Here is a 19,468-nt window from a genome sequence, read left to right on the forward strand (position 1 = left end):
CCGCTGAATCGCTAGATTATTCAACTCGTTGAAGGACGCTCGACAAACAGGGAAGGACGACGCTTGATTGACTTCAGTCACCCGCAATGGCGGGAACTGGCCCGCCAGCTACTGGATCACTCCCCCCAGGTGATCCGGGCTCGCCAGTATCTGCCGCTGGTAGGCCTGCTCAAGGACAACCAGTTGCTGCTCGCCCTTGGCAATCACAGCTATGAACTGACCCCGGCCGGGCGGCGCTATCTGACCCGCGAACTGACGCTAGCCGAAATTGTCACTGCGCCGCCGACCCCCGAGGAGTGGCTGCAGGCCCATGGCTGGCAGCTTGGTGAGCGAGTCAATGAGCGAGTACTGGCGGCGCTCTATCGCAAACCGGAGGCAACCTTCAGCCCCAACGAGCAGATCGATTTCGAGGACAAGGGCATTCGGCTCTGCGCCGATCAGCTGCTGCGCTTGCGTGCGCCGCAGCCCTTCAGCCTGTTTTTCAGCGGCGGAACCCTGCTCGATGCGGCCCCCTGGTTGCAGGCATTGGGGGAGCTTGCCTTGCCTGAGCGTACCCTGGTCGGGCTTGGCAAGATCCTGTGGGGAGAGGGGAATATCGAGCGGGTGATCACCACCGACAGCGTTGGTGCCTTTGCCGAGCTGGCGCTCTGTGACGGCTCCCTGCTGGTATGGGCGCCCACGACGGCGCAAGTCGCCCTGCAACAGGTCGTGGCCGCTCTGCCGCCCAATGTACAGTGGAGCCACCTCACTTCACTCGATCCCGCCGGTGTGGATCGGACATTGACGCTGGCCCAGCGGCTGGGCCGTCCGGCCAGCTGGTGGCTGCCAACTGCCTTCTCCCCCATAGTGTCGGCCTATGCCCTGCCGTTGGGTGATGGCCGCCCCTGGGAGCCGAGTCGGATCCCCAAGCCATTGTTAGCAGTTTGTAGCGGTTTGGTTGAGTCCAATGGTGGCTTGTCCGCCGAGGTGTGCGCGCTGGCGCCAGAGTGGCATGCGGTCGGTTGATATTGCCGCAGATGTCGTTGAGAAAGCGGTTTTCCCCCATTGAGCGCGATGATATAAAGAGTTGACGAAGCGCTCGCCAAACGGGCGCTTTCGTGTGTCACAGACGGTTTGCCGACACGCTTTGCCACCCAACGAACTCAACGGAATACAGGGAATACCATGTTTGAAAAGGTTGTTGCCGCCCCAGCGGATCCGATCCTGGGCCTGACCGAAGCCTTCCGCGCTGACTCTCGCAGCCACAAGATCAATCTGGGGGTCGGGATCTACAAGGATGAGACCGGTGCCACCCCTATCCTTCACTGTGTCAAGAAAGCCGAGCAGAAGCTGCTCACCGACGAGAAGACCAAGAATTACCTCGGTATCGAAGGCAATATCGAATACGGCCGCATAGTGCAGCAACTGCTGTTCGGACAGGCGTCCGCCTTGATCGCCAGCGGCCGTGCCAAGACAGCCCAGGCGCCGGGCGGTACCGGTGCCCTGCGCATCGCCGCCGAGTTCGTGGTGCGCAACGGGCTGGCCAAGACCATCTGGATTTCCGATCCCACCTGGGCCAACCACGTCAGCGTGTTCCAGGCTGCCGGTTTGACCGTCAAGTGGTACAAGTACTACGACGCCGCCACCAAGGGGCTCGACTTTGCCGCCATGCAGGCGTCGCTCAGTGACGTACAGGCCGGTGAGCTGGTGTTGCTGCACGGCTGCTGCCACAACCCGACCGGTATCGATCCGACGACCGAGCAGTGGCGCGCCCTGGCCAAGCAGAGTGCCGCCGCCGGCTGGCTGCCGCTGTTTGACTTTGCCTATCAGGGTTTCGCCCGTGGTATCGAAGAGGATGCCGAGGGTCTGCGCATCTTCGCCGAGTGTCACGACGAGCTGCTGGTGGCGAGCTCTTTTTCCAAGAACTTCGGCCTCTACAACGAACGGGTCGGCGCCTTCACCCTGGTCAGCGCGACCAAGGCGATTGCCGACGTGGCCTTCACCCAGGTCAAGACCGTCATCCGAGCCAACTACTCCAACCCGCCGTCACACGGCGCTGCCGTGGTGACCACCATCGTCAGTGACCCGGCCCTTTATGCCGAGTGGGTGGAAGAGGTGGCGGCCATGCGGGTGCGCATTCGCGAGATGCGCGAGCTGCTGGTGGAGAAGCTGGCTACCCTCGGTGTGAGCCAGGACTTCAGCTTCATCCGCGAACAGAACGGCATGTTCTCCTTCTCCGGTCTCTCCAAGGATCAGGTTGAGCGCCTCAAGAGCGAGTTTGCCATCTACATCGTCGGTTCAGGCCGGATCAGCGTGGCCGGGATCACCCGCGCCAACATAGATCCGCTGTGCGACGCCATCGCCAAGGTGCTGTAACAGAGGCGAGCAGGCTGCACTTGACATCACCCGCGTCAGATAGCATAGATCCGCTGTGTGACGCCATCGCCAAGGTGCTGTGATGCTCCAGCCGTGATGGCTGAGTGTTTGCGTAGGTGATGTTGCCAGAGCAGTAAAAAGCCAGCCGGGGAGACCCGGCGGGCTTTTTCGTTCCTGCTGTTTTCACCTCAGCGGCGTCGCTTGTTGCCCCCCAGCAGGGAGCCGAGTACCCCGCGTACCAGCTGGCGCCCCACCTCGCTGCCTATGGTGCGAGCCACGCTCCTAGCGGCGGTCTGCACCACGCCGTCGTGCTGGCCACCGCGCGGGCCTGTGCGGCCAAACAGGATGCCATTGAGGGTATCGAGCAGACCGCCTTCGGCGTCGGTCTTGGTTTCGCCATCCGGTGTGGCGGCAGCCTTGCCGCCATTGAGCCGCTCGAAGGCTGAATCCCGGTCCTCGGTCTTTTCATATCGGCCGTAGAGCAGGGAGCCCCGGATCAGGGCCAGCCGATCGGCCTCGCTCAAGGGCCCAATGCGGCTGGCGGGCGGTGCTATGAAGGCGCGCTCCACCACGCTGGGCCGTCCCTTCTCATCGAGCAATGAGACCAGGGCCTCGCCCACCCCCAGTTCGGTAATGGCGCCGGCCGCATCGAAGGCCGGGTTGGCCCGCAGTGTGTTGGCGGCGATCCGTACCGCTTTTTGATCGCTCGGGGTGAAGGCGCGCAGCGCGTGCTGCACCCGGTTGCCGAGCTGCCCCAGCACGCTGTCGGGAATATCGGCCGGGCTCTGGGTCACGAAGTAGACGCCGACCCCTTTCGAGCGGATGAGGCGCACTACCAGCTCTATCTTCTCCAGCAGCGCCTTGGGGGCATCGTTGAACAACAGATGAGCCTCGTCGAAGAAGAATACCAGCACCGGCTTGTCCGGGTCGCCCACCTCGGGCAGTTGTTCGAACAGCTCCGACAACAGCCAGAGCAGGAAGCAGGCATAGAGCCGGCTGGACTGGGTCAGCTTGCTCGCCGCCAGCACATTGATGTGGCCGTGACCGGCTTCGTCGGTCTGCAACAGATCCTGAATGTCCAGCATGGGCTCGCCGAAGAAGTGATCGCCCCCCGCGCTCTCCAGAGTGAGCAGGTTGCGCAGTATGGCGCCGATGGAGGCGGTCGACACATTGCCATAGCGGGTGGTCAGGGATTTGGCGTTCTCCCCGGCAAACTGCACCATGGCGCGCAGATCTTTGAGGTCGAGCAGCAGCAGGCCCTCGTCGTCCGCCACCTTGAACACCAGCTCCAGCACCCCGCTCTGGGTATCGTTAAGGCCGAGCAGCCGGGCCAGCAGCAGGGGGCCCATGTCGGAGACGGTGGCCCGCACCGGGTGCCCCTGCTCGGCAAACAGATCCCAGAACAGGGCGGGACTGGCGGCAAAGACGGGAGCCGGCATGGCGAGCTGGGCCAGACGGGCATCCAGCTTGCTGGATGGGGTGCCGGCGGCGCCCAGTCCACTCAAGTCCCCCTTCACATCCGCCAGAAAAACCGGTACCCCGAGGCGGGAGAAGCCCTCTGCCAGCACCTGCAGGGTGACGGTTTTGCCCGTACCTGTGGCACCCGTGATGAGACCGTGGCGATTGGCCATGGCGGGCAGCAGGGAGAGGGGTTGGCCATTGGCATAGGCCAGCGTCAGCGGTTCTGTCATGGTGGGCTCCTTGTCCTGGCAGGTGGCGTGCAGCAGTTAGCTACAAGGAGTGTGGCGGCAGAGCCAAATGATGGCAAGAGAGGGGGGAATCACCTTGTCAGAACAAGGGTTGTCCTGACAAGGGGCCAATCAGCGTGCGCGCGCCAGTTTGGCCAGTTGCAGCAGCAGCAGGGTGAGGAGGCCGCCGCAGGCGGCGGTCAGCACCGCCAGCAAGAGGCTGCCGAGCAGGAAGGGCGGCACCAGGGTCGCCGCCTCCTGTTCCAGCCAGTGCAGGGACCAGGTGAGATGAAACGGCTCCGGCGTTTTGTGCAGCACCAGGCAGCCGGTGCGGTAGGCATAGAGATACATGAAGGGGAGCGTCACCGGGTTGTTGAACCAGACCGCCAGCAGGGCCAGCGGCAGGTTGAGGCTGAAGGCCAGCGCCAGCGCGACGGCGATCAGCGAATGCATGGGGACCGGGATCCAGCAGGCGAAGAGGCCGGCTGCCACTGCGCCACTCAGGGCCCGTGTTCCCCCCTGCCAGAGTGCGGGTGCCAGCAGGCGTTCACCAAACAGGGCGAACCACTTCTGTTGGCGCAAGGTGTCCGGATCTATCTTGAAACGGGCAAACCAGCGGCTCAGCATGCCCGCGCCTCCTTGCGCTTTTGCCACTGGCGTACCGTGCTGATGCGCCAGAAGGTGCGGATCAGGGCATAGCCGATCAGCGAGCTCAGCAGGGCGAGCACCAGGGAGCCCAGCAGCAGGGGCGGGGCCAGTGTCTCGAATACCGACACCAGCCAGGCCCAGGTGAACTCGATGTCGATGTGCTGGGAAGGTTGTCCCAGCAGCTGGCAGCCGGTCAGGTAGGCGCCGTAAAACAGGGGCGGCATGGTAAAGGGGTTGGAGAGCCAGACCAGGGCGACCGAGAGGGGCAGATTGACCCGACAGGCGATGGCGCCACCGGCCGCCAGCAGCATCTGGCAGGGGAGGGGGATCCAGGCCATGAAGAGGCCGACCGCGAACGCGCCGGCGGCGGAGCGCCGGTTGAGATGCCACAGATTGGCATCGAGCAGCAGCTTGCCGAACAGCCGCAAGTGCTTGTGTTCCTTGAGTCTCTCTTGATCAGGCATCCAGCGTTTTATGAGTCGTTTGGGCATATTGAAACCTTGCTAAATACTTGCACCATGGATCTGCGCTTGTTGTCGTTTGCCCTAGGGGCAAGCTCCTCGCTACTCTGGCCATGGTTACCTTCATGGGAATGGGGGGGCCTGATGCTGCTGATCGCGCTCCCCCTCGCCTGTTGTCGCTGTTGGCGTCTGCTGTTTCTGCTGCTCGGCATCCTCTGGATGCAGGCCAGTCTGCAGTACCGGCTCGCCTGGCTGGATCAGCTGGAGGCGCAGGCGAGCCACATCATAACCGCACGCTTGCAAAGTGCAGAGCCCGAGGGCGATAAATTTGTCCGGCTGCTGCTGCGGGTGGCGTCTCTCGATGGTCAGGCGCTGACCCCGGCGCCGCTGGTGCGGATCAATGCCTACCAGACCCTGCCCGCTCTGCCGGCGGGCAGCCAGGTGACGCTGGTGGTCTCTCTCAAACCGGCCCATGGGCTGGCCAACGAGGCGGGCATGGATGGACGGCGCCTGTTGCTGGGCAAGGGCATCACAGCCACCGGCAACCTGCGCCGCATCATAAAGACGCAGGCCGCCGCGCCGGGCTGGCGGGATCGCTGGCTGGCTGAGGCCGCTGCCAGCTGGCAGGGGCTGACCCATGCTCCCCTGTTGTCGGCACTCACCTTTGGCGAGCAGAGCGGCATCACGGATGAGCAGTGGACGCTGTTTCGCGGCAGCGGGCTGACCCATATCATCGCCATCTCGGGGCAGCACATAGCGCTGGTGGCCGTGCTGGGCTGGTGGCTGGGGCGCTTGTTCGGGCTGCGCGGGGCCATACTGGTCGCCCTGCTGTTTGCCGCCGTCTACAGCTGGCTGGCGGGATTTGCGGTGGCCACCGAGCGGGCCCTCATCATGGTGCTGGTGTGGAGCCTGCTGCGCTGGCGCCGGCGCGAGTGGCCCGCTTATCGCATCTGGCTGTGGGCCTTCGTAGCGCTGGTGTTGTGGGATCCCTTCGCCCTCTACTCGGCCGGCTTCTGGCTCTCGTTTCTGGCGGTGGCCCTGCTGCTGGCGGCGGGTTATCTGGAGGCCAAACCCGGTCTGGTGCGGCTGCAGGGCTTGCTGCTGCTCGGCTTGCTGCCGCTGCAACTGGCCTTGTTCGAGGGCATAGCGCCGCTGGCGCTGCTGCTCAATCTGCTGGCGTTGCCGCTGTTTTGCATCGGGATCATTCCGCTGGCGCTGATCGGCGTCCTGCTGGCGCCGCTCTGGGGCTGGCTGGCCCACGGCTTGTTCTGGCTGGCGGATCTGGGGTTGCAGTGGGTGTTGTGGGGGCTGACGCAGCTGGCCAGCCAGTGGCAGCTCTGGTGGCCCGTGTCGGGCTGGGTGGTGCCGGTCAGCGCCCTGCTGACCCTGCTCTGGTGCGCCTGGCACGTGCCGGGGGCTCGCCCGCTATGTATTCCCGTGGCCGCGGCCCTCTTGCTTGCCGCCTGGCCTACGCCAACGCGCTGGCAAGTGAGGGTGCTGGATGTGGGGCAGGGCTTGTCCGTGCTGATCACCCGAGGGGAGCGTGGCATCCTCTACGACACCGGGGATCGTTATCCCGGCGGCTACAACATGGCGGATGCCGCCATCCTGCCGCTGCTCAACCGGCTCGATGTGCAGGTGCTGGATTATCTCGTCATCAGCCACAAGGACAGGGATCACGCCGGCAATCGCCGGGCCATATTGCGGGCGCTGCCGGTGCGGCATGAGCTCTCCTCGTTTGCGTTTGGCAAGCTCACCACCCTGTGCCGGCGTGGCCAGCGCTGGCGCTGGCAGGGGCTCGACTTTGCCGTGCTCTGGCCCGAACAACCTGGGCGCGGCCACAACAACGACGGCTGCGTGCTGCAGATAAGCGACGGCAACCGGCGTATCATGCTCAGCGCGGACATAGAGCAGGAGACGGAACGCCGCCTGCTGGCGCTGGATCGGGGAGAGCTGGCCAGCACCCTGCTGGTGAGCCCTCATCATGGCAGTCGCACCTCGTCCACCCCGGCTTTCGTCGCGGCCGTGAATGCCCGGTATGTGGTGCACAGCGCGGGATTTATTAATCAGTGGGGCTTTCCCCGCCCCGAGGTGGTGGCCCGCTATCGGCAGGCCAGTCAGTGGGTCACCGGGCTGGATGGCGCCATCCTGATTGAACCCCGGGCTGACGGGTTCGGCATCCGTGCCGAGCGCGACCATGGCCCCTGGTATCGCCGGGGCGGCGCCTGGTGGCGTCCCGCGGGCTGGCCCAGCTTGCCTTCTGCCATTTCCCGCCAGGAGCAGCTGTGGCGAGGGACTGCCGGCCCGGAGCCGGCAAGGAAATAATCCATCATCTCCTTCTGTCGAGTGCCGGGTTTTGGCTATCAAGATGGCGGTGCCTGGTGGATGCGCAGGCGTTGGCTTGGGCATTAATCCGTCATTTCCGGTGTGGACTCTGGCTATCAAGATGGCGGCGCTTGGTGGATGCGCAAGCTTTGGCTAGAATACCCCGTCATTTCCCTTATTAACGGCTATTCATGCAACAAGAAACCTCACAAGACAGCTGGCCCGTCTTCAAGCGTCTGCTCGGTTATGTCCGGGATCGCAAGCTGGGTCTGGTCGGCGGCATCATAGGGATGCTGGGCTATGCCGCCGTGGATACCACCTTCGTCTACTCCATCAAGCCACTGATCGATCAGGGCCTCAATGGCAATGACAGCGGCGTGCTGAAATGGATGCCTTTCTTCGTACTCGGCATCGTTGCCCTGCGTGGCTGCGCCACCTTCCTCTCCAACTATTGCATGGCCTGGGTCGGCAACCATGTGGTGATGCGGCTGCAACAGCAGGTGTTCAGCCACCTGATGGCCATGCCCATGAGCTTCTTCGATCGCCAGAATACCGGCAACCTGCTGGCCAAGGTGACCTATGACGCCGGTCAGGTCTCCTCTGCAGCCAGCTCCACTCTGGTCTCGCTGGTGCGGGAAGGGGCGACCGTGATCGGTCTGCTCGGCCTGATGTTCTGGCACTCCTGGCAGTTGTCGGTGATCTTCCTGGTGGTGGGCCCTGTGGTGGGCATACTGATTGGCCTCATCAGCCGTCGTTTTCGCAAGATCAGCCGCCACATCCAGCAGGCGGTGGGCGACATCACCACCTCGACCGAGCAGATGCTCAAGGGTCATAAAGAGGTGCTGATGTTCGGTGGCCAGCAGGTCGAAGAGAAACGCTTCTTCCGCGTCAGCAACCACATGCGCCAGCAGACCATGAAAATGGTCGCCGCCGATGCCATCGGCAGCCCCATAGTGCAGATGGTGGCCTCGGTCGCCCTGGCCGTGTTCCTCTACGTGGCCACCATAGACTCGGTCAAGGCGACCCTGACCGCCGGTACCTTCACCGTCATGGTCACCTCCATGATGATGCTGCTCAAGCCGCTCAAGAGCCTGACCGACGTGAACAACCAGTTCCAGCGCGGCATCACCGCCTGTCAGAGCCTGTTCGGTCTGCTCGATTCCACCCCGGAAGAGGACACAGGTACCCGTACCCTGGATCGCGCCCGTGGCGAGATCGAGTTTCGCAACGTCACCTTCACCTACCCGACCAAGGACACCCCTGCGCTGCACAACGTCAGCTTCAAGGTGGAAGCGGGTAAATCCGTGGCCTTGGTGGGGCGCTCAGGCTCCGGCAAGAGCACCATCGCCAGCCTGCTGACCCGTTTCTACGACGTGGAGCAGGGCGAGATCCTGCTGGATGGCGTCAATATTCGCGAGTATCGCCTGAGCGAGCTGCGCAAGCAGTACGCCCTGGTCTCCCAGCACGTGCACCTGTTCAACGACACTGTCGCCAGCAACATCGCCTATGCGGCGGAAGAGAAATACAGCCGCGACGAGATCCAGCAGGCGGCCCGCATCGCCCATGCCGACGAGTTCGTCAGCAAGATGACCCAGGGGTACGATACCGTGGTCGGCGAGAACGGGGCCTCACTGTCCGGTGGTCAGCGCCAGCGTATCGCCATCGCCCGCGCCCTGCTGCGCGATGCCCCCGTGTTGCTGCTGGATGAGGCGACCTCTGCGCTCGATACCGAGTCCGAGCGTCACATCCAGGCTGCCATCGACGAACTGTGCAAGGCGCGCACCTCGCTGGTGATCGCCCACCGCCTCTCCACCATAGAGAAGGCGGACGAGATCCTGGTGATCGACGAGGGTCATATCGTCGAGCGCGGCAACCACGAAGCCTTGATGGCCAATCAGGGCACCTATGCCCAGTTGCGCGCCATCCAGTTCGGCAACGTTGCTGCGGGTACCAAGGGCTAATGCTGCAGCAACTCTGGTATGGGCAGAGCCGCTGGCGCTGGTTGCTGGCCCCCTTTGCCCTGCTGTTTGCCATCATCAGCGGCGCTCGTCGCGTCGCCTATCGACGCGGCTGGTTCAGGGCCTATCGGGCCAGCCAGCCGGTGATCGTGGTGGGCAATATCTCGGTGGGCGGCAACGGCAAGACCCCGGTCGTGGTCTGGCTGGTGGAACAGCTGCAAGCCCGCGGGTTCAGGCCCGGGGTGGTGAGCCGCGGCTATGGCGGCAAGGCGCCCCATTATCCCTACCGGCTCGATGCCAATAGCAGCACGGCGCAGGCGGGTGACGAACCTGTGCTCATCGCCCGTCGCTGCGGCTGCCCCGTGGTGGTCGCCCCGAAACGGGCCGATGCGGTGCGTCTGCTGGAGCAAGGTGGCGAGGTGGACATCATCATCACAGACGACGGTCTGCAGCACTATGGGCTGGCCCGCGACATCGAACTGGTGGTGGTGGACGGCGTGCGTCGTTTTGGCAACGCCTGCCTGCTGCCCATGGGGCCGCTGCGCGAGCCCGTGACCCGGCTCAAGCGGGTGGATGCCATCATCTGCAACGGCGGCACGCCGGCCCGAGGGGAGTACCCCATGGCGCTGGTGGCCGATGCGCCGCGCCGGGTGCGCGATGACATGCCCGCCAGCGAGCCCTTGCCCCGCAGCGTGGATGCCCTGGCCGGCATAGGCCATCCCCCCCGTTTCTTCGCCACCCTGACCCGTCTCGGTTATGAGCTGCAGCAGAGCGTCGGTTATGCGGATCATCAGGCGTTTGAGCGGGATGAACTGCTCGCCCGCTTCGGCGAACGGCCGTTGCTGATGACCGAAAAAGACGCGGTCAAGTGTCGTGGGTTTGCGCCGGATAACTGGTGGTATCTGCCGGTCAGTGCCGAGTTGCCTGCTTCCTTGCTCGACAGCCTGTTGCAGAAATTGCATCCGGCAAAGGCGCCCGCTTCCGACACTGAACACTGAAGAATGGCATGCCGGCTGGTCCGGCATCCTGGCCCGCTCGATAGAGTGGAAGGAGCCGCGATTTGGCTCCGGGTTTTAGAATATCAATGGCTCGACATCATAGCGTGCCCGGCATTTTGGCCCGCTCGAGATAGTCGCTTGCTCGACATCGTTGAAGGAGTTTCGTTTTGGCACTGGATATCAAATTGCTCGACATCATCGCCTGCCCGGTTTGCAAGGGGAAGCTGCACTACAACAAGGCCGTACACGAGCTGGTCTGCCGTTTCGACAAGCTGGCCTATCCGCTGGAGGAGGGGATCCCTGTGCTGCTGGAGAACCGCGCCCGTCACCTCAATAGCGACGAGATGCCGTCATGAGTTTCGTGGTGATCATTCCTGCCCGCTACGCCTCCACCCGCTTGCCGGGCAAGCCGCTGGCGGACATCCATGGCAAGCCCATGGTGCAGCACGTGGTGGAAAAGGCCCTGCAATCCGGCGCGGATCGGGTGATCGTCGCCACCGATGACGAGCGGGTACGCAGCGCGCTGGCCTCCTGTGCCGCGCTCGCGGGCTTTGAGGTGTGCATGACCTCGCAGGATCACCAGTCCGGCACCGAGCGTCTGGCGGAAGTGTGCCGTCACTACGGCTTTGCCAGCGATACCATCATCGTCAATGTGCAGGGGGATGAGCCGCTCATTCCGCCCGCTATCATACGTCAGGTGGCCGACAATCTGGCCGCGGCGACGGCGCCCATGGCTACCCTCTCTGTGCCCATTGTTGATGCGGAGGAGGCGTTCAACCCCAACGCGGTCAAGGTGGTGACCGACAAGGATGGCTACGCCCTCTACTTCAGCCGGGCCAGCATTCCCTGGGACAGGGATCGCTTTGCCAAGGGCCACGAACAGATTGGCGATCACTACCAGCGTCACATCGGTATCTACGCCTATCGTGCCGGTTTCATCCAGCGTTACGTGGACTGGGCGCCGAGCGTGCTGGAACAGGTCGAGGCTCTGGAGCAGCTGCGGGTGCTCTGGTACGGGGAGAAGATCCACGTGGCCCAGGCGCTGCAAGCGCCGCCGGTCGGGGTGGATACCCAGGCCGATCTGGACAAGGTGCGTGCGCTGCTGGCGAACTGATGCCAGCGCCACCGACATGACTCTGAACGGTGCCTGCGGGCGCCGTTTTTTGTGTTGAATCCTTGCATAATTATTTGATTACAAACGTCATTTATGAGCACTTTCAAACTTTTCCCGCCCATGGTTTGCCAAACCAGCGAGTTTGGTTATGATGCAAGACGCCGTGTTAACCCTAACTGGCATATAACGAGATAAAAAAACGGGGTGTTTGGGTGATAAATGTATTCCTGGTCGATGATCATGAGTTGGTGCGTACAGGGATAAGACGCATTTTGGAAGATGTCCGCGGGATCAAGGTGGTGGGCGAGGCGCAGAGCGGGGAAACCGCAGTCACTTTCTGTCGTCAGCACCATCCAGACGTGATCCTGATGGACATGAACATGCCGGGCATCGGCGGCCTGGAGGCGACCCGCAAGATACTGCGGATCCGGCCCGATGTGCGCATCATAGTGCTGACCATTCATTCAGAAAATCCATTCCCCACCAAGGTGATGCAGGCGGGTGCCGCCGGTTATCTCACCAAGGGCGCCGCCCCGGACGAGATGATCCACGCCATTCGCCTGGTGCACTCGGGCCAGCGTTACATCTCCCCCGAGATCGCCCAGCAGATGGCGCTCAGCCAGTTTGCGTCGGCGGATGAAAATCCCTTCAAGTCCCTCTCCGAGCGCGAGTTGCAGATCATGATGATGATCACCAAGGGGCAGAAGGTGACCGACATCTCAGAGCAGCTGAACCTGAGCCCGAAGACGGTCAACAGCTACCGTTACCGCCTGTTCAGCAAGCTCAACATCAACGGCGATGTGGAGCTGACCCATCTGGCCATTCGCTATGGCATGTTGGACGCCGACACCCTGTAAGCGGGTTGCGGGCAGTCAAAAAGGCGGCGGGTGCCGCCTTTTTGCATTTCGCCGGCCTGGCGCAGTATGCTCTCCCCGTTGATGCCGACTTCTATCGTTTTCGCCCCTTTGTGTTGAGCCGAGTAGCCGATGACCCTTTCTCCCGAGCCCCTTTTTGACAGCAAGGCCTTTCTGAGCGCCGTGACTCACCAGAGCGGCGTCTACCGCATGTATGACAGCGGTGGCACCGTCATCTATGTGGGCAAGGCCAAGGATCTTAAAAAACGGCTCTCCTCCTACTTTCGCACCAAGGTCGACAGCATCAAGACCCACACCCTGGTGCGCCAGATCGCCGATATCCAGGTGATGGTGACCCACACAGAGACAGAGGCGCTGATCCTCGAGCACAACCTCATCAAGCAATATCAGCCGCGCTACAACGTGCTGCTGCGCGACGACAAATCCTACCCCTGGATCATCATCACAGGGCACCGGCATCCCCGCATCGGCGTCCATCGCGGCGCCCGCAAGGTGAAGGGGGAGTACTTCGGCCCTTACCCCTCCGGCGGCGCCGTGCGCGAGAGCCTGCATTTGATGCAGAAGATCTTCCCGGTGCGCCAGTGCGAGGATGCCGTCTATGCCAACCGTACCCGTCCCTGCCTACTCTATCAGCTCAAGCGCTGCGCCGGCCCTTGCGTGGCGGGGTTGGTGAGTGAGACGGAATATGCCCAGCAGGTGGAGCTGGCCAAGCTGTTTCTGGCGGGCAAGAACCAGCAGGTGATAGGGGAGCTGGTGGGCAAGATGGAGTCTGCCAGCGGCGATCTGCGCTTCGAGGATGCGGCCCGCTACCGGGATCAGATCCAGGCCCTGCGCCGGGTGACCGAGCAGCAGTCGGTGAGTGGCAACGTGCTCGATGAACTGGATGTGGTGGGGGTGGCATTCGAGCAAGGCGCCGCCTGCATCCATGTGCTCTTCATTCGTCAGGGCAAGGTGCTGGGTTCCCGCAGCTATTTCCCGAAAGTCCCGGCCGATACCCAGCTCGACGAGGTGGTGCAATCCTTCCTGCTGCAGTTTTATCTGTCGGGGCAGGGGGGCAGGCAGATCCCGAGCGAGGTGCTGCTGGACGTGGCCCTCGAGGACGAGAGCGTGATTGCCGAGACCCTGAGCCAGACCGCAGGTTACAAGGTGCGGGTGGTGAGCCGTACTCGTAGTGAACGAGCGCGCTTTATCAAGCTCGCCTCCATCAATGCGCAGACGGCGCTGCGCTCGCGCCTCGCCCACAAGAGCACCACCCAGGCCCGCTTCAGCCAGCTGGAAGAGTTGCTGGAGCTGGAGCAGCCCATCGCCCGGATGGAGTGTTACGACATCTCCCATACCATGGGCGAGCGTACAGTAGCCTCCTGCGTGGTGTTCAACCGGGAGGGGCCGCTCTCCTCGGAATACCGCCGTTTCAATATCGATGGTATCACGGGGGGGGATGACTACGCCGCCATGGAGCAGGTGCTGGAGCGGCGCTTTGGCAAGCTGCAGGAGCCGGACAAGGTGCCGGACGTGCTGTTTATCGACGGCGGCCTGGGTCAGCTGCGCCGCGCCGAGGAGATCCTGGCCCGTCAGCTGGAGTTCCTCGGCGGCAAATATCCGCTGCTGGTGGGCATCGCCAAGGGGGTGACCCGCAAGGCGGGACTGGAGACCCTGATCCTGGGGGACAGTCACGAAGAGCTGCACTTGCCGGCAGATATGCCCGCTTTGCACCTTATTCAGCATATTCGCGACGAATCCCACCGTTTTGCCATCACGGGCCACCGGGCCCGCCGAGCCAAGGCCCGCACCACCAGCACCCTGGAGGACATTCCGGGGGTGGGGCCCAAGCGTCGTCAGGCCCTGCTCAAGTACCTGGGCGGGTTGCAGGAGGTGAAGAAGGCAGGGGTGGACGAGCTCGCCAAGGTGCCCGGCATCAGCCAGGAGCTGGCCCAGTCCATTCATGATGCCTTACACTCGCTCTGAGGCGGCAGAGTGCTCGGCATCAGCCTGGCGCTGGTCTGACCCACACCATTAACGATGCCCTGCACTCGCTCTGAGCCGGCAGAGCGCTCGGCATCAGCCAGGTGCTGGTCTGACCCACGCCATTCACGATGCCTTGCATTCGATCTGAGCCGGAGGTCAGGGCTCGTCGTGCTCGGTATTCAACCCAGTCCATCCATTCGCTCTGAATCGTGGCCACCATCCCGCCTCTGGGTGCACAAGAGCCGTGACGCAGGGGGCCCGTAAATGCCATAATGGCCCGCATCCTGAGGTTGTTGATGGATTAATAGACCAAGGCGGGCGCCTGTCCGGTTGCATCCGTGATCGGCTTGGGGCTACCATGTAGCGGCATACAAGAAGTGGCTGAAAATAATGACAAATATTCCTAACCTGCTGACGTTTTTTCGGATCTTGCTCATCCCCGTCTTCGTCATCCTGTTCTATGTACCCTATCAGTGGTCCTATCTGGCGGCGGCCCTCGTTTTCATTCTGGCGGCCGCGACCGACTGGTTTGATGGCTACCTCGCCCGCAAGCTGAACCAGTCCACCGCCTTCGGCGCCTTCCTCGATCCGGTCGCCGACAAGATCATGGTGGCGGCGGCGCTGGTGGTCATAGTCGAACACTACAACACCATCTGGGTCACCATACCCGCCATGACCATGATTGGCCGCGAGATCATCATCTCCGCCCTGCGTGAATGGATGGCCGAGCTCGGCAAACGCTCCTCGGTGGCGGTCAGCTGGATTGGCAAGTGGAAGACCATGATCCAGATGGTGTCGCTCACCGGCCTCATCTGGCAGTACGACATCTGGATGGTATGGCTCGCCTACGTGTTGCTCTATGTGGCGACCGTGCTCACCTTCTGGTCCATGTTCCAGTACATGAAGGCCGCCTGGGGCGATCTGACCTACCACTCCCGCTTCTAGTGCCTGCTTTGGCATAAAGCATCGTTTCCCCGCCATTGAGGCAGGGAAACGATCATGAGTGGTAAAAGTGCAGGGAAAGGGTAAAAAACACTCGAACGATCAGGGTATTAAACATTTTTGGTTGACTAGGCGAGGAACATCGCTAGAATGCGTCCTCGTAGTCAGGCAGTCAGCCAGATCAATGCGGGAATAGCTCAGTTGGTAGAGCACGACCTTGCCAAGGTCGGGGTCGCGAGTTCGAGTCTCGTTTCCCGCTCCAAATTCAGACAATAGAGAGCCAACTCTCTTTTGCATGGCGCGTTAGCAAAGCGGTTATGCAGCGGATTGCAAATCCGTTTAGTCCGGTTCGACTCCGGAACGTGCCTCCATATTGACAAGCCCGCCGCGCGGACTTGATACCGATTGCGGTGCCCGAGTGGTGAAATCGGTAGACACAAGGGATTTAAAATCCCTCGACGTTCGCGTCGTGCCGGTTCGATTCCGGCCTCGGGCACCATTAAAATCAAAGACTTACGAAGGCCACTAGCAATAGTGGCCTTTTTGTTTCCGGCCAAGTGGCGACAGCGATTGTGTCGAGTCTACAGCGTCAAAACAACAAAGCCTGCTGAAGGCAGGCTTTTATAGGGTCCTGTATATACCTGAGGCATTTGCCGTGTGGGGTAGGGGATGGTCGACTACTTCCACCACTCCTTGCTCGGTAAGTTATTCCATTCTCCAATCGGGTATTCATGGCCATTGAAGCGCAGAGTGGTGCTCAATGTTCTTTGGCTGACAGGTCGAGAGGAGCCATCCGGATTATGAGTCTCAGTCTTTGCTTTGGTTACCACTTTAAGGTCGTGTAGACCGTTCGACATATTTGGCAGAACTTGGATGTAGGATATTCCTTGTTCTAAATCAATTTTCTCTGGTAAGCAAGGCACGCCTTTTCGGATGTAGGTGTGCAGCATAGGGGCGCCATTCATTACGCGTTGTAGGGTTCTGTTATGCTGTCGGAAGAGATGTAAGAATCTGGACCTATAACCATCAGCACAAGAGGGGCCATAGCCGATATCAAGTCTCACCCCAAAGGCTCGTTCTCCTTTGGCCAGTAGGTAGGGAGCTGTATCGAGCCATATACTGGAGCTACCGATACGGATACTGGCATCTTCTTCAATGAGCTCTTCAAACTGCTGTCTTACTTTTCCCTGGGAAATGAGTTCTACTCGCCAGAGACTTATGGGTAGAGACATATCATCATTGTGCTCCCCATTATTTGGAAAAATGTAGGAGATTAAGGTTACTTCTGGCTGGTTTGGCAACGTCTTACAGGCACTGGCTGTCAGTTCGGTGTTTGAAGGCAAACGAGTCTTGATGGCCGCGAGTTGATTCGACGAGCAAATTTGTTCTCCTTTAGCCCATGTGCCAAAGCTGATTCCTTGTAGCAGCAGTGTAGGTATCGTTGCGCATACCAGAGACTTTGTTATCACCATAGCTTTTGCCTTCAGTCTTACGCGTTTTATAGGTTGTTGAGTTTTATGCAGGCTGGCACTTTAACAGTGTTTTAGGGGTTGTGCGAGTCCACATTGTTTGGGGGAACAGACCGCACAATCGTGGGGGGGGGAGGGCATCAAGACTGATCGGCCCCTTTCAACATTTCAGTTATCAGATCAGCGCTCATCACACCTAACTATCTGAAACAAAACGCCTTCTAGCTGTTCCCTCGCGGCAAACTGGACCTTTCCTGATAGTTCAAATTCCCACGAAAAGTACAACCATCCCAATATATTCAACGACTTACGTTTTATCCGCCGCTTGTCAGGGCCTTTTCAAACTGTAAAATCCTGCAATGTCTTTCGATCCTTTCAGATCCTCACCAAGCCGCAGATCCTTTATCTGGCGCGGCCTGGGCCTATGGTTTTGCGGTAATCCACTTTTGCAAAAAATTTTATTGGTGCGGCGCGCAGGCGGGAGCGGATGAGCGTGGTTTCCGTGACGCAGACGCGGCGGTGGGCGTCGCCGCCGTGCGCTGGGAGGCTGTGAGCGAGCTCAGGCTTCACGTATGATGTAACGCTGCCCGATGGCTGCCTCTTCATGCGGCGCCATTACCTGGCCATGCTCAGGCGCTGTCATGAAGATAGAAGAAGGCCCCACATTGTGGGGCCTTCTTCACCTGAACTTGATGGTCAGCCCTAGTAAGTCAGGTGCTCATCCCACGTGACATTCGAGCGGATCGATTTGGCTGGGTTACCAACAGCGATGCTCGCGGTTTCGATTCTGCCAGTTACGATGGAGCGGGCACCAATAACAGAGCCATCTTCGATGCGGGCTCCCTTCAATATCATTGCTTCTTGGCCGATCCATACTTTTGTACCGATGATGATATCTTTCGCTGGGTTGATGCGTGTTCCGGCGGTGCCATAGATATCGTGGCCATCGCTGGTCAGCATCGTGATCCCGGTGGCTAAAAGTGAGTTGTCACCAATGAGCAGACGGGTGCCTTCTTCACGACATGATAATTTTCCAGGGCCGGTATTCTTCACATTCTTGCCAATCTCTAGGGTGCAGTTGTTCCCTAGCACCTCGATCACCAAGCCTCTCAAGTTACAACCTTTGTGAATGACTAGACGATTGCCTAGCCCCTCAATCGTGATGTTGCACCTTCTTATCTGGGCATCTTCATCCACTTGGAAGTGGTTCTCGCCATCCCCAATTGAGATTGCACATTTTCTGAGACGCGCACTAGGAGATAGATGGATGTGATTACTGGACGATGAATGAACCTGATTGAGCAGGTTCATTGCGATTTTTCTCAGTATGGTTTGCAGAGCCACAGGGGTCATTCCTCTAATCGTTATTGCAGTATCTTACCATGCTGAGTCTCTCCTCAGATTCGTCAGAAACATCATAATACTCCACGTCGTTAGGGTGATTACTACGATGATGGGGGAGAGCTGGCCGGCCAACTGCTTGGCCTGTTGGCCATGTCCTGTCATGGCCTCGCTGTTACTGGGCGTTGGCCTGCTGCCGTGGGTATGGCTGGCTGTCGCTGCGGCCAACTGCTCCACCACGTTCATCAACTGCAGCAGTCGGAAGATGTTGAGGCTGTCGGTCCCAAGTGTAGTGGTCAACTAAATCCGGACACTTGGTTAGACTAATTTTCGGCTGCTGCTGGTGGTATCCCATCATTGTGGTGATGTGGACGCCGCCAGTTGTAGTAATCCATCAGGTAGTAACTGACATCTCGTTTCGCCTCCGACAGGCTCATGTATCCCATGGCCGTAACCCACTCCGTTTTAAGGCTTCTGAACAACCGCTCCATCGGGGCGTTATCCCAACAGTTACCACGCCGACTCATGCTCTACGTCATACGATAGCGCCACAGCCGTTGCCGAAATGCCCGGCTACCGTATTGGCAACCTTGGTCGGAGTGAAACAGCACACCTGATTGGATTGCTGGACATCAAATTCACGCGACAACAGATTGGGAATATCCGGCCGTTCAGACCGGGCGGCCTGATAACGATGCGCGCCCGGCTGTTTGGATACCAGCCCGGTTTCTTTCATCAGGCTGCGCACCTTGAATCGTCCAATCCGGTACCCACCTCCAGCATCGTCGACATCAAGGTGTGGCTGCCTGCCTAGCCCCGGCTCTCTTTGAACAAACGGCGTAACGCGCTGCGTTGCTGCATCCGCTCACGGTTAATCGCTCGCTTGCGGGCCAGATAGTCGTAAAAACAGGATGTTGGAACATCGAAAGCGCAGCAGACCAGGGTGATGGGGGCTTGCTCCCTTAATCGGTCTATCAGCGCGTACGTTCGAGCTCGTCCGCCATCAAGAGAGCCGTAGCTTTTTTAGAATGTCCTTCTTGCGTTCAAGTCGGTTTATGCGGGCTTCCAGCTCCTGGATTTTCTGCTGCTCTGGGGTCAGCGCCTTGCTGATAGGGGTTGTACCAGTGCGTTCGGATTGAAGCTGCTGAACCCATCGGCGAAGCACGGTTTCACCGACATCCAGTGAACGGCTGGCTTCAGGGACAGAATATCCCTGGCCGAGCACCAGGGATGTTTGAACTCGGCAGTCAATGAGTGACGTAATCTTGTCATTGAACACCTCTCATTATGGTGGCGACTGTACACCCTAAAATGGTGTCCGGGATGATT

General features: G+C 60.5%; 15 protein-coding genes, 3 tRNA genes and 2 pseudogenes. 13 read left to right on the top strand and 7 right to left on the bottom strand.

Annotation, left to right across the window (positions count from 1 at the left end; translation table 11 throughout):
* Positions 1–63: 63 nt before the first annotated feature.
* Positions 64–1,005, top strand: a complete 942-nt coding sequence (locus AACQ95_RS21395; protein ID WP_241279862.1) for a hypothetical protein — start codon at positions 64–66, stop codon at positions 1,003–1,005.
* A 159-nt stretch (positions 1,006–1,164) separates the two neighbouring features.
* Complete coding sequence (locus AACQ95_RS21400) at positions 1,165–2,355, top strand: amino acid aminotransferase (protein WP_241279863.1); 1,191 nt, start codon at positions 1,165–1,167, stop codon at positions 2,353–2,355.
* 188 nt (positions 2,356–2,543) lie between these two features.
* Here the strand turns inward: AACQ95_RS21400 and AACQ95_RS21405 are convergent, their stop codons facing one another.
* The 3 genes from AACQ95_RS21405 to AACQ95_RS21415 form a co-directional block, all read right to left on the bottom strand.
* A complete protein-coding gene (locus tag AACQ95_RS21405; protein WP_241279864.1) occupies positions 2,544–4,046 on the bottom strand; it encodes a helicase HerA-like domain-containing protein in 1,503 nt (500 codons plus the stop codon).
* A 129-nt stretch (positions 4,047–4,175) separates the two neighbouring features.
* Positions 4,176–4,670: a DUF2062 domain-containing protein gene (locus AACQ95_RS21410; RefSeq protein WP_241279865.1), complete on the bottom strand. Its 495-nt coding sequence runs from the start codon at positions 4,668–4,670 to the stop codon at positions 4,176–4,178.
* The gene (locus tag AACQ95_RS21415) at positions 4,664–5,182 is read right to left on the bottom strand and encodes a DUF2062 domain-containing protein (RefSeq protein WP_043137408.1); all 519 of its coding nucleotides are present in this window, start codon (positions 5,180–5,182) and stop codon (positions 4,664–4,666) included. The genes AACQ95_RS21410 and AACQ95_RS21415 overlap by 7 nt, the downstream gene beginning before the upstream one ends.
* Before the next feature lie 27 nt (positions 5,183–5,209).
* Here AACQ95_RS21415 and AACQ95_RS21420 point away from each other — a divergent pair, with 27 nt between their 5' ends.
* From AACQ95_RS21420 to AACQ95_RS21470, 11 genes are all read left to right on the top strand, one after another.
* The gene (locus AACQ95_RS21420; RefSeq protein ID WP_241279866.1) at positions 5,210–7,477 is read left to right on the top strand and encodes a DNA internalization-related competence protein ComEC/Rec2; all 2,268 of its coding nucleotides are present in this window, start codon (positions 5,210–5,212) and stop codon (positions 7,475–7,477) included.
* A gap of 191 nt (positions 7,478–7,668) precedes the next feature.
* Entirely contained in the window at positions 7,669–9,438 is a 1,770-nt protein-coding gene (gene msbA / locus AACQ95_RS21425; protein WP_241279867.1) for a lipid A ABC transporter ATP-binding protein/permease MsbA, read from the top strand.
* Positions 9,438–10,433 carry a tetraacyldisaccharide 4'-kinase gene (gene lpxK / locus AACQ95_RS21430; protein WP_241279868.1) on the top strand — a complete coding sequence of 332 codons (996 nt, stop codon included), beginning with the start codon at positions 9,438–9,440 and terminating at the stop codon, positions 10,431–10,433. Before msbA ends, lpxK begins: the two co-directional genes overlap by 1 nt.
* Positions 10,434–10,600: 167 nt before the next feature.
* Positions 10,601–10,789, top strand: coding sequence for a Trm112 family protein (locus tag AACQ95_RS21435; RefSeq protein ID WP_042036532.1), 189 nt, complete (start codon positions 10,601–10,603; stop codon positions 10,787–10,789).
* Positions 10,786–11,547 (top strand): 3-deoxy-manno-octulosonate cytidylyltransferase, encoded by a 762-nt coding sequence (kdsB, locus tag AACQ95_RS21440; protein WP_098983579.1) that lies wholly within the window; start codon positions 10,786–10,788, stop codon positions 11,545–11,547. Before AACQ95_RS21435 ends, kdsB begins: the two co-directional genes overlap by 4 nt.
* Before the next feature lie 212 nt (positions 11,548–11,759).
* The gene (gene uvrY, locus AACQ95_RS21445) at positions 11,760–12,404 is read left to right on the top strand and encodes a UvrY/SirA/GacA family response regulator transcription factor (protein WP_011706579.1); all 645 of its coding nucleotides are present in this window, start codon (positions 11,760–11,762) and stop codon (positions 12,402–12,404) included.
* Between the two features lie 129 nt (positions 12,405–12,533).
* The gene (gene uvrC, locus AACQ95_RS21450) at positions 12,534–14,387 is read left to right on the top strand and encodes an excinuclease ABC subunit UvrC (RefSeq protein ID WP_241279869.1); all 1,854 of its coding nucleotides are present in this window, start codon (positions 12,534–12,536) and stop codon (positions 14,385–14,387) included.
* Between the two features lie 390 nt (positions 14,388–14,777).
* A complete protein-coding gene (gene pgsA / locus AACQ95_RS21455) occupies positions 14,778–15,332 on the top strand; it encodes a CDP-diacylglycerol--glycerol-3-phosphate 3-phosphatidyltransferase (RefSeq protein ID WP_042036538.1) in 555 nt (184 codons plus the stop codon).
* A 183-nt stretch (positions 15,333–15,515) separates the two neighbouring features.
* Positions 15,516–15,591 (top strand) — tRNA-Gly (locus AACQ95_RS21460).
* A 35-nt stretch (positions 15,592–15,626) separates the two neighbouring features.
* A tRNA-Cys gene (locus AACQ95_RS21465) sits at positions 15,627–15,700 on the top strand.
* 41 nt (positions 15,701–15,741) lie between these two features.
* Positions 15,742–15,828, top strand: a tRNA-Leu gene (locus AACQ95_RS21470).
* Between the two features lie 178 nt (positions 15,829–16,006).
* Here the strand turns inward: AACQ95_RS21470 and AACQ95_RS21475 are convergent.
* The 4 genes and pseudogenes from AACQ95_RS21475 to AACQ95_RS21490 form a co-directional block, all read right to left on the bottom strand.
* Entirely contained in the window at positions 16,007–16,801 is a 795-nt protein-coding gene (locus AACQ95_RS21475) for a hypothetical protein (protein ID WP_241279870.1), read from the bottom strand.
* 699 nt (positions 16,802–17,500) lie between these two features.
* Positions 17,501–18,142 (bottom strand): acyltransferase, encoded by a 642-nt coding sequence (locus AACQ95_RS21480; protein WP_241279871.1) that lies wholly within the window; start codon positions 18,140–18,142, stop codon positions 17,501–17,503.
* Between the two features lie 105 nt (positions 18,143–18,247).
* Positions 18,248–18,427: pseudogene (locus tag AACQ95_RS21485) on the bottom strand (hypothetical protein); the annotation flags it as partial.
* A 35-nt stretch (positions 18,428–18,462) separates the two neighbouring features.
* Positions 18,463–19,411: pseudogene (locus AACQ95_RS21490) on the bottom strand (transposase).
* Between the last annotated feature and the right edge of the window lie 57 nt (positions 19,412–19,468).

Origin of the sequence: Aeromonas sp. MR19 (assembly GCF_963899305.1) — a bacterium.
In the GTDB taxonomy this organism is placed as follows: domain Bacteria; phylum Pseudomonadota; class Gammaproteobacteria; order Enterobacterales; family Aeromonadaceae; genus Aeromonas; species Aeromonas bestiarum.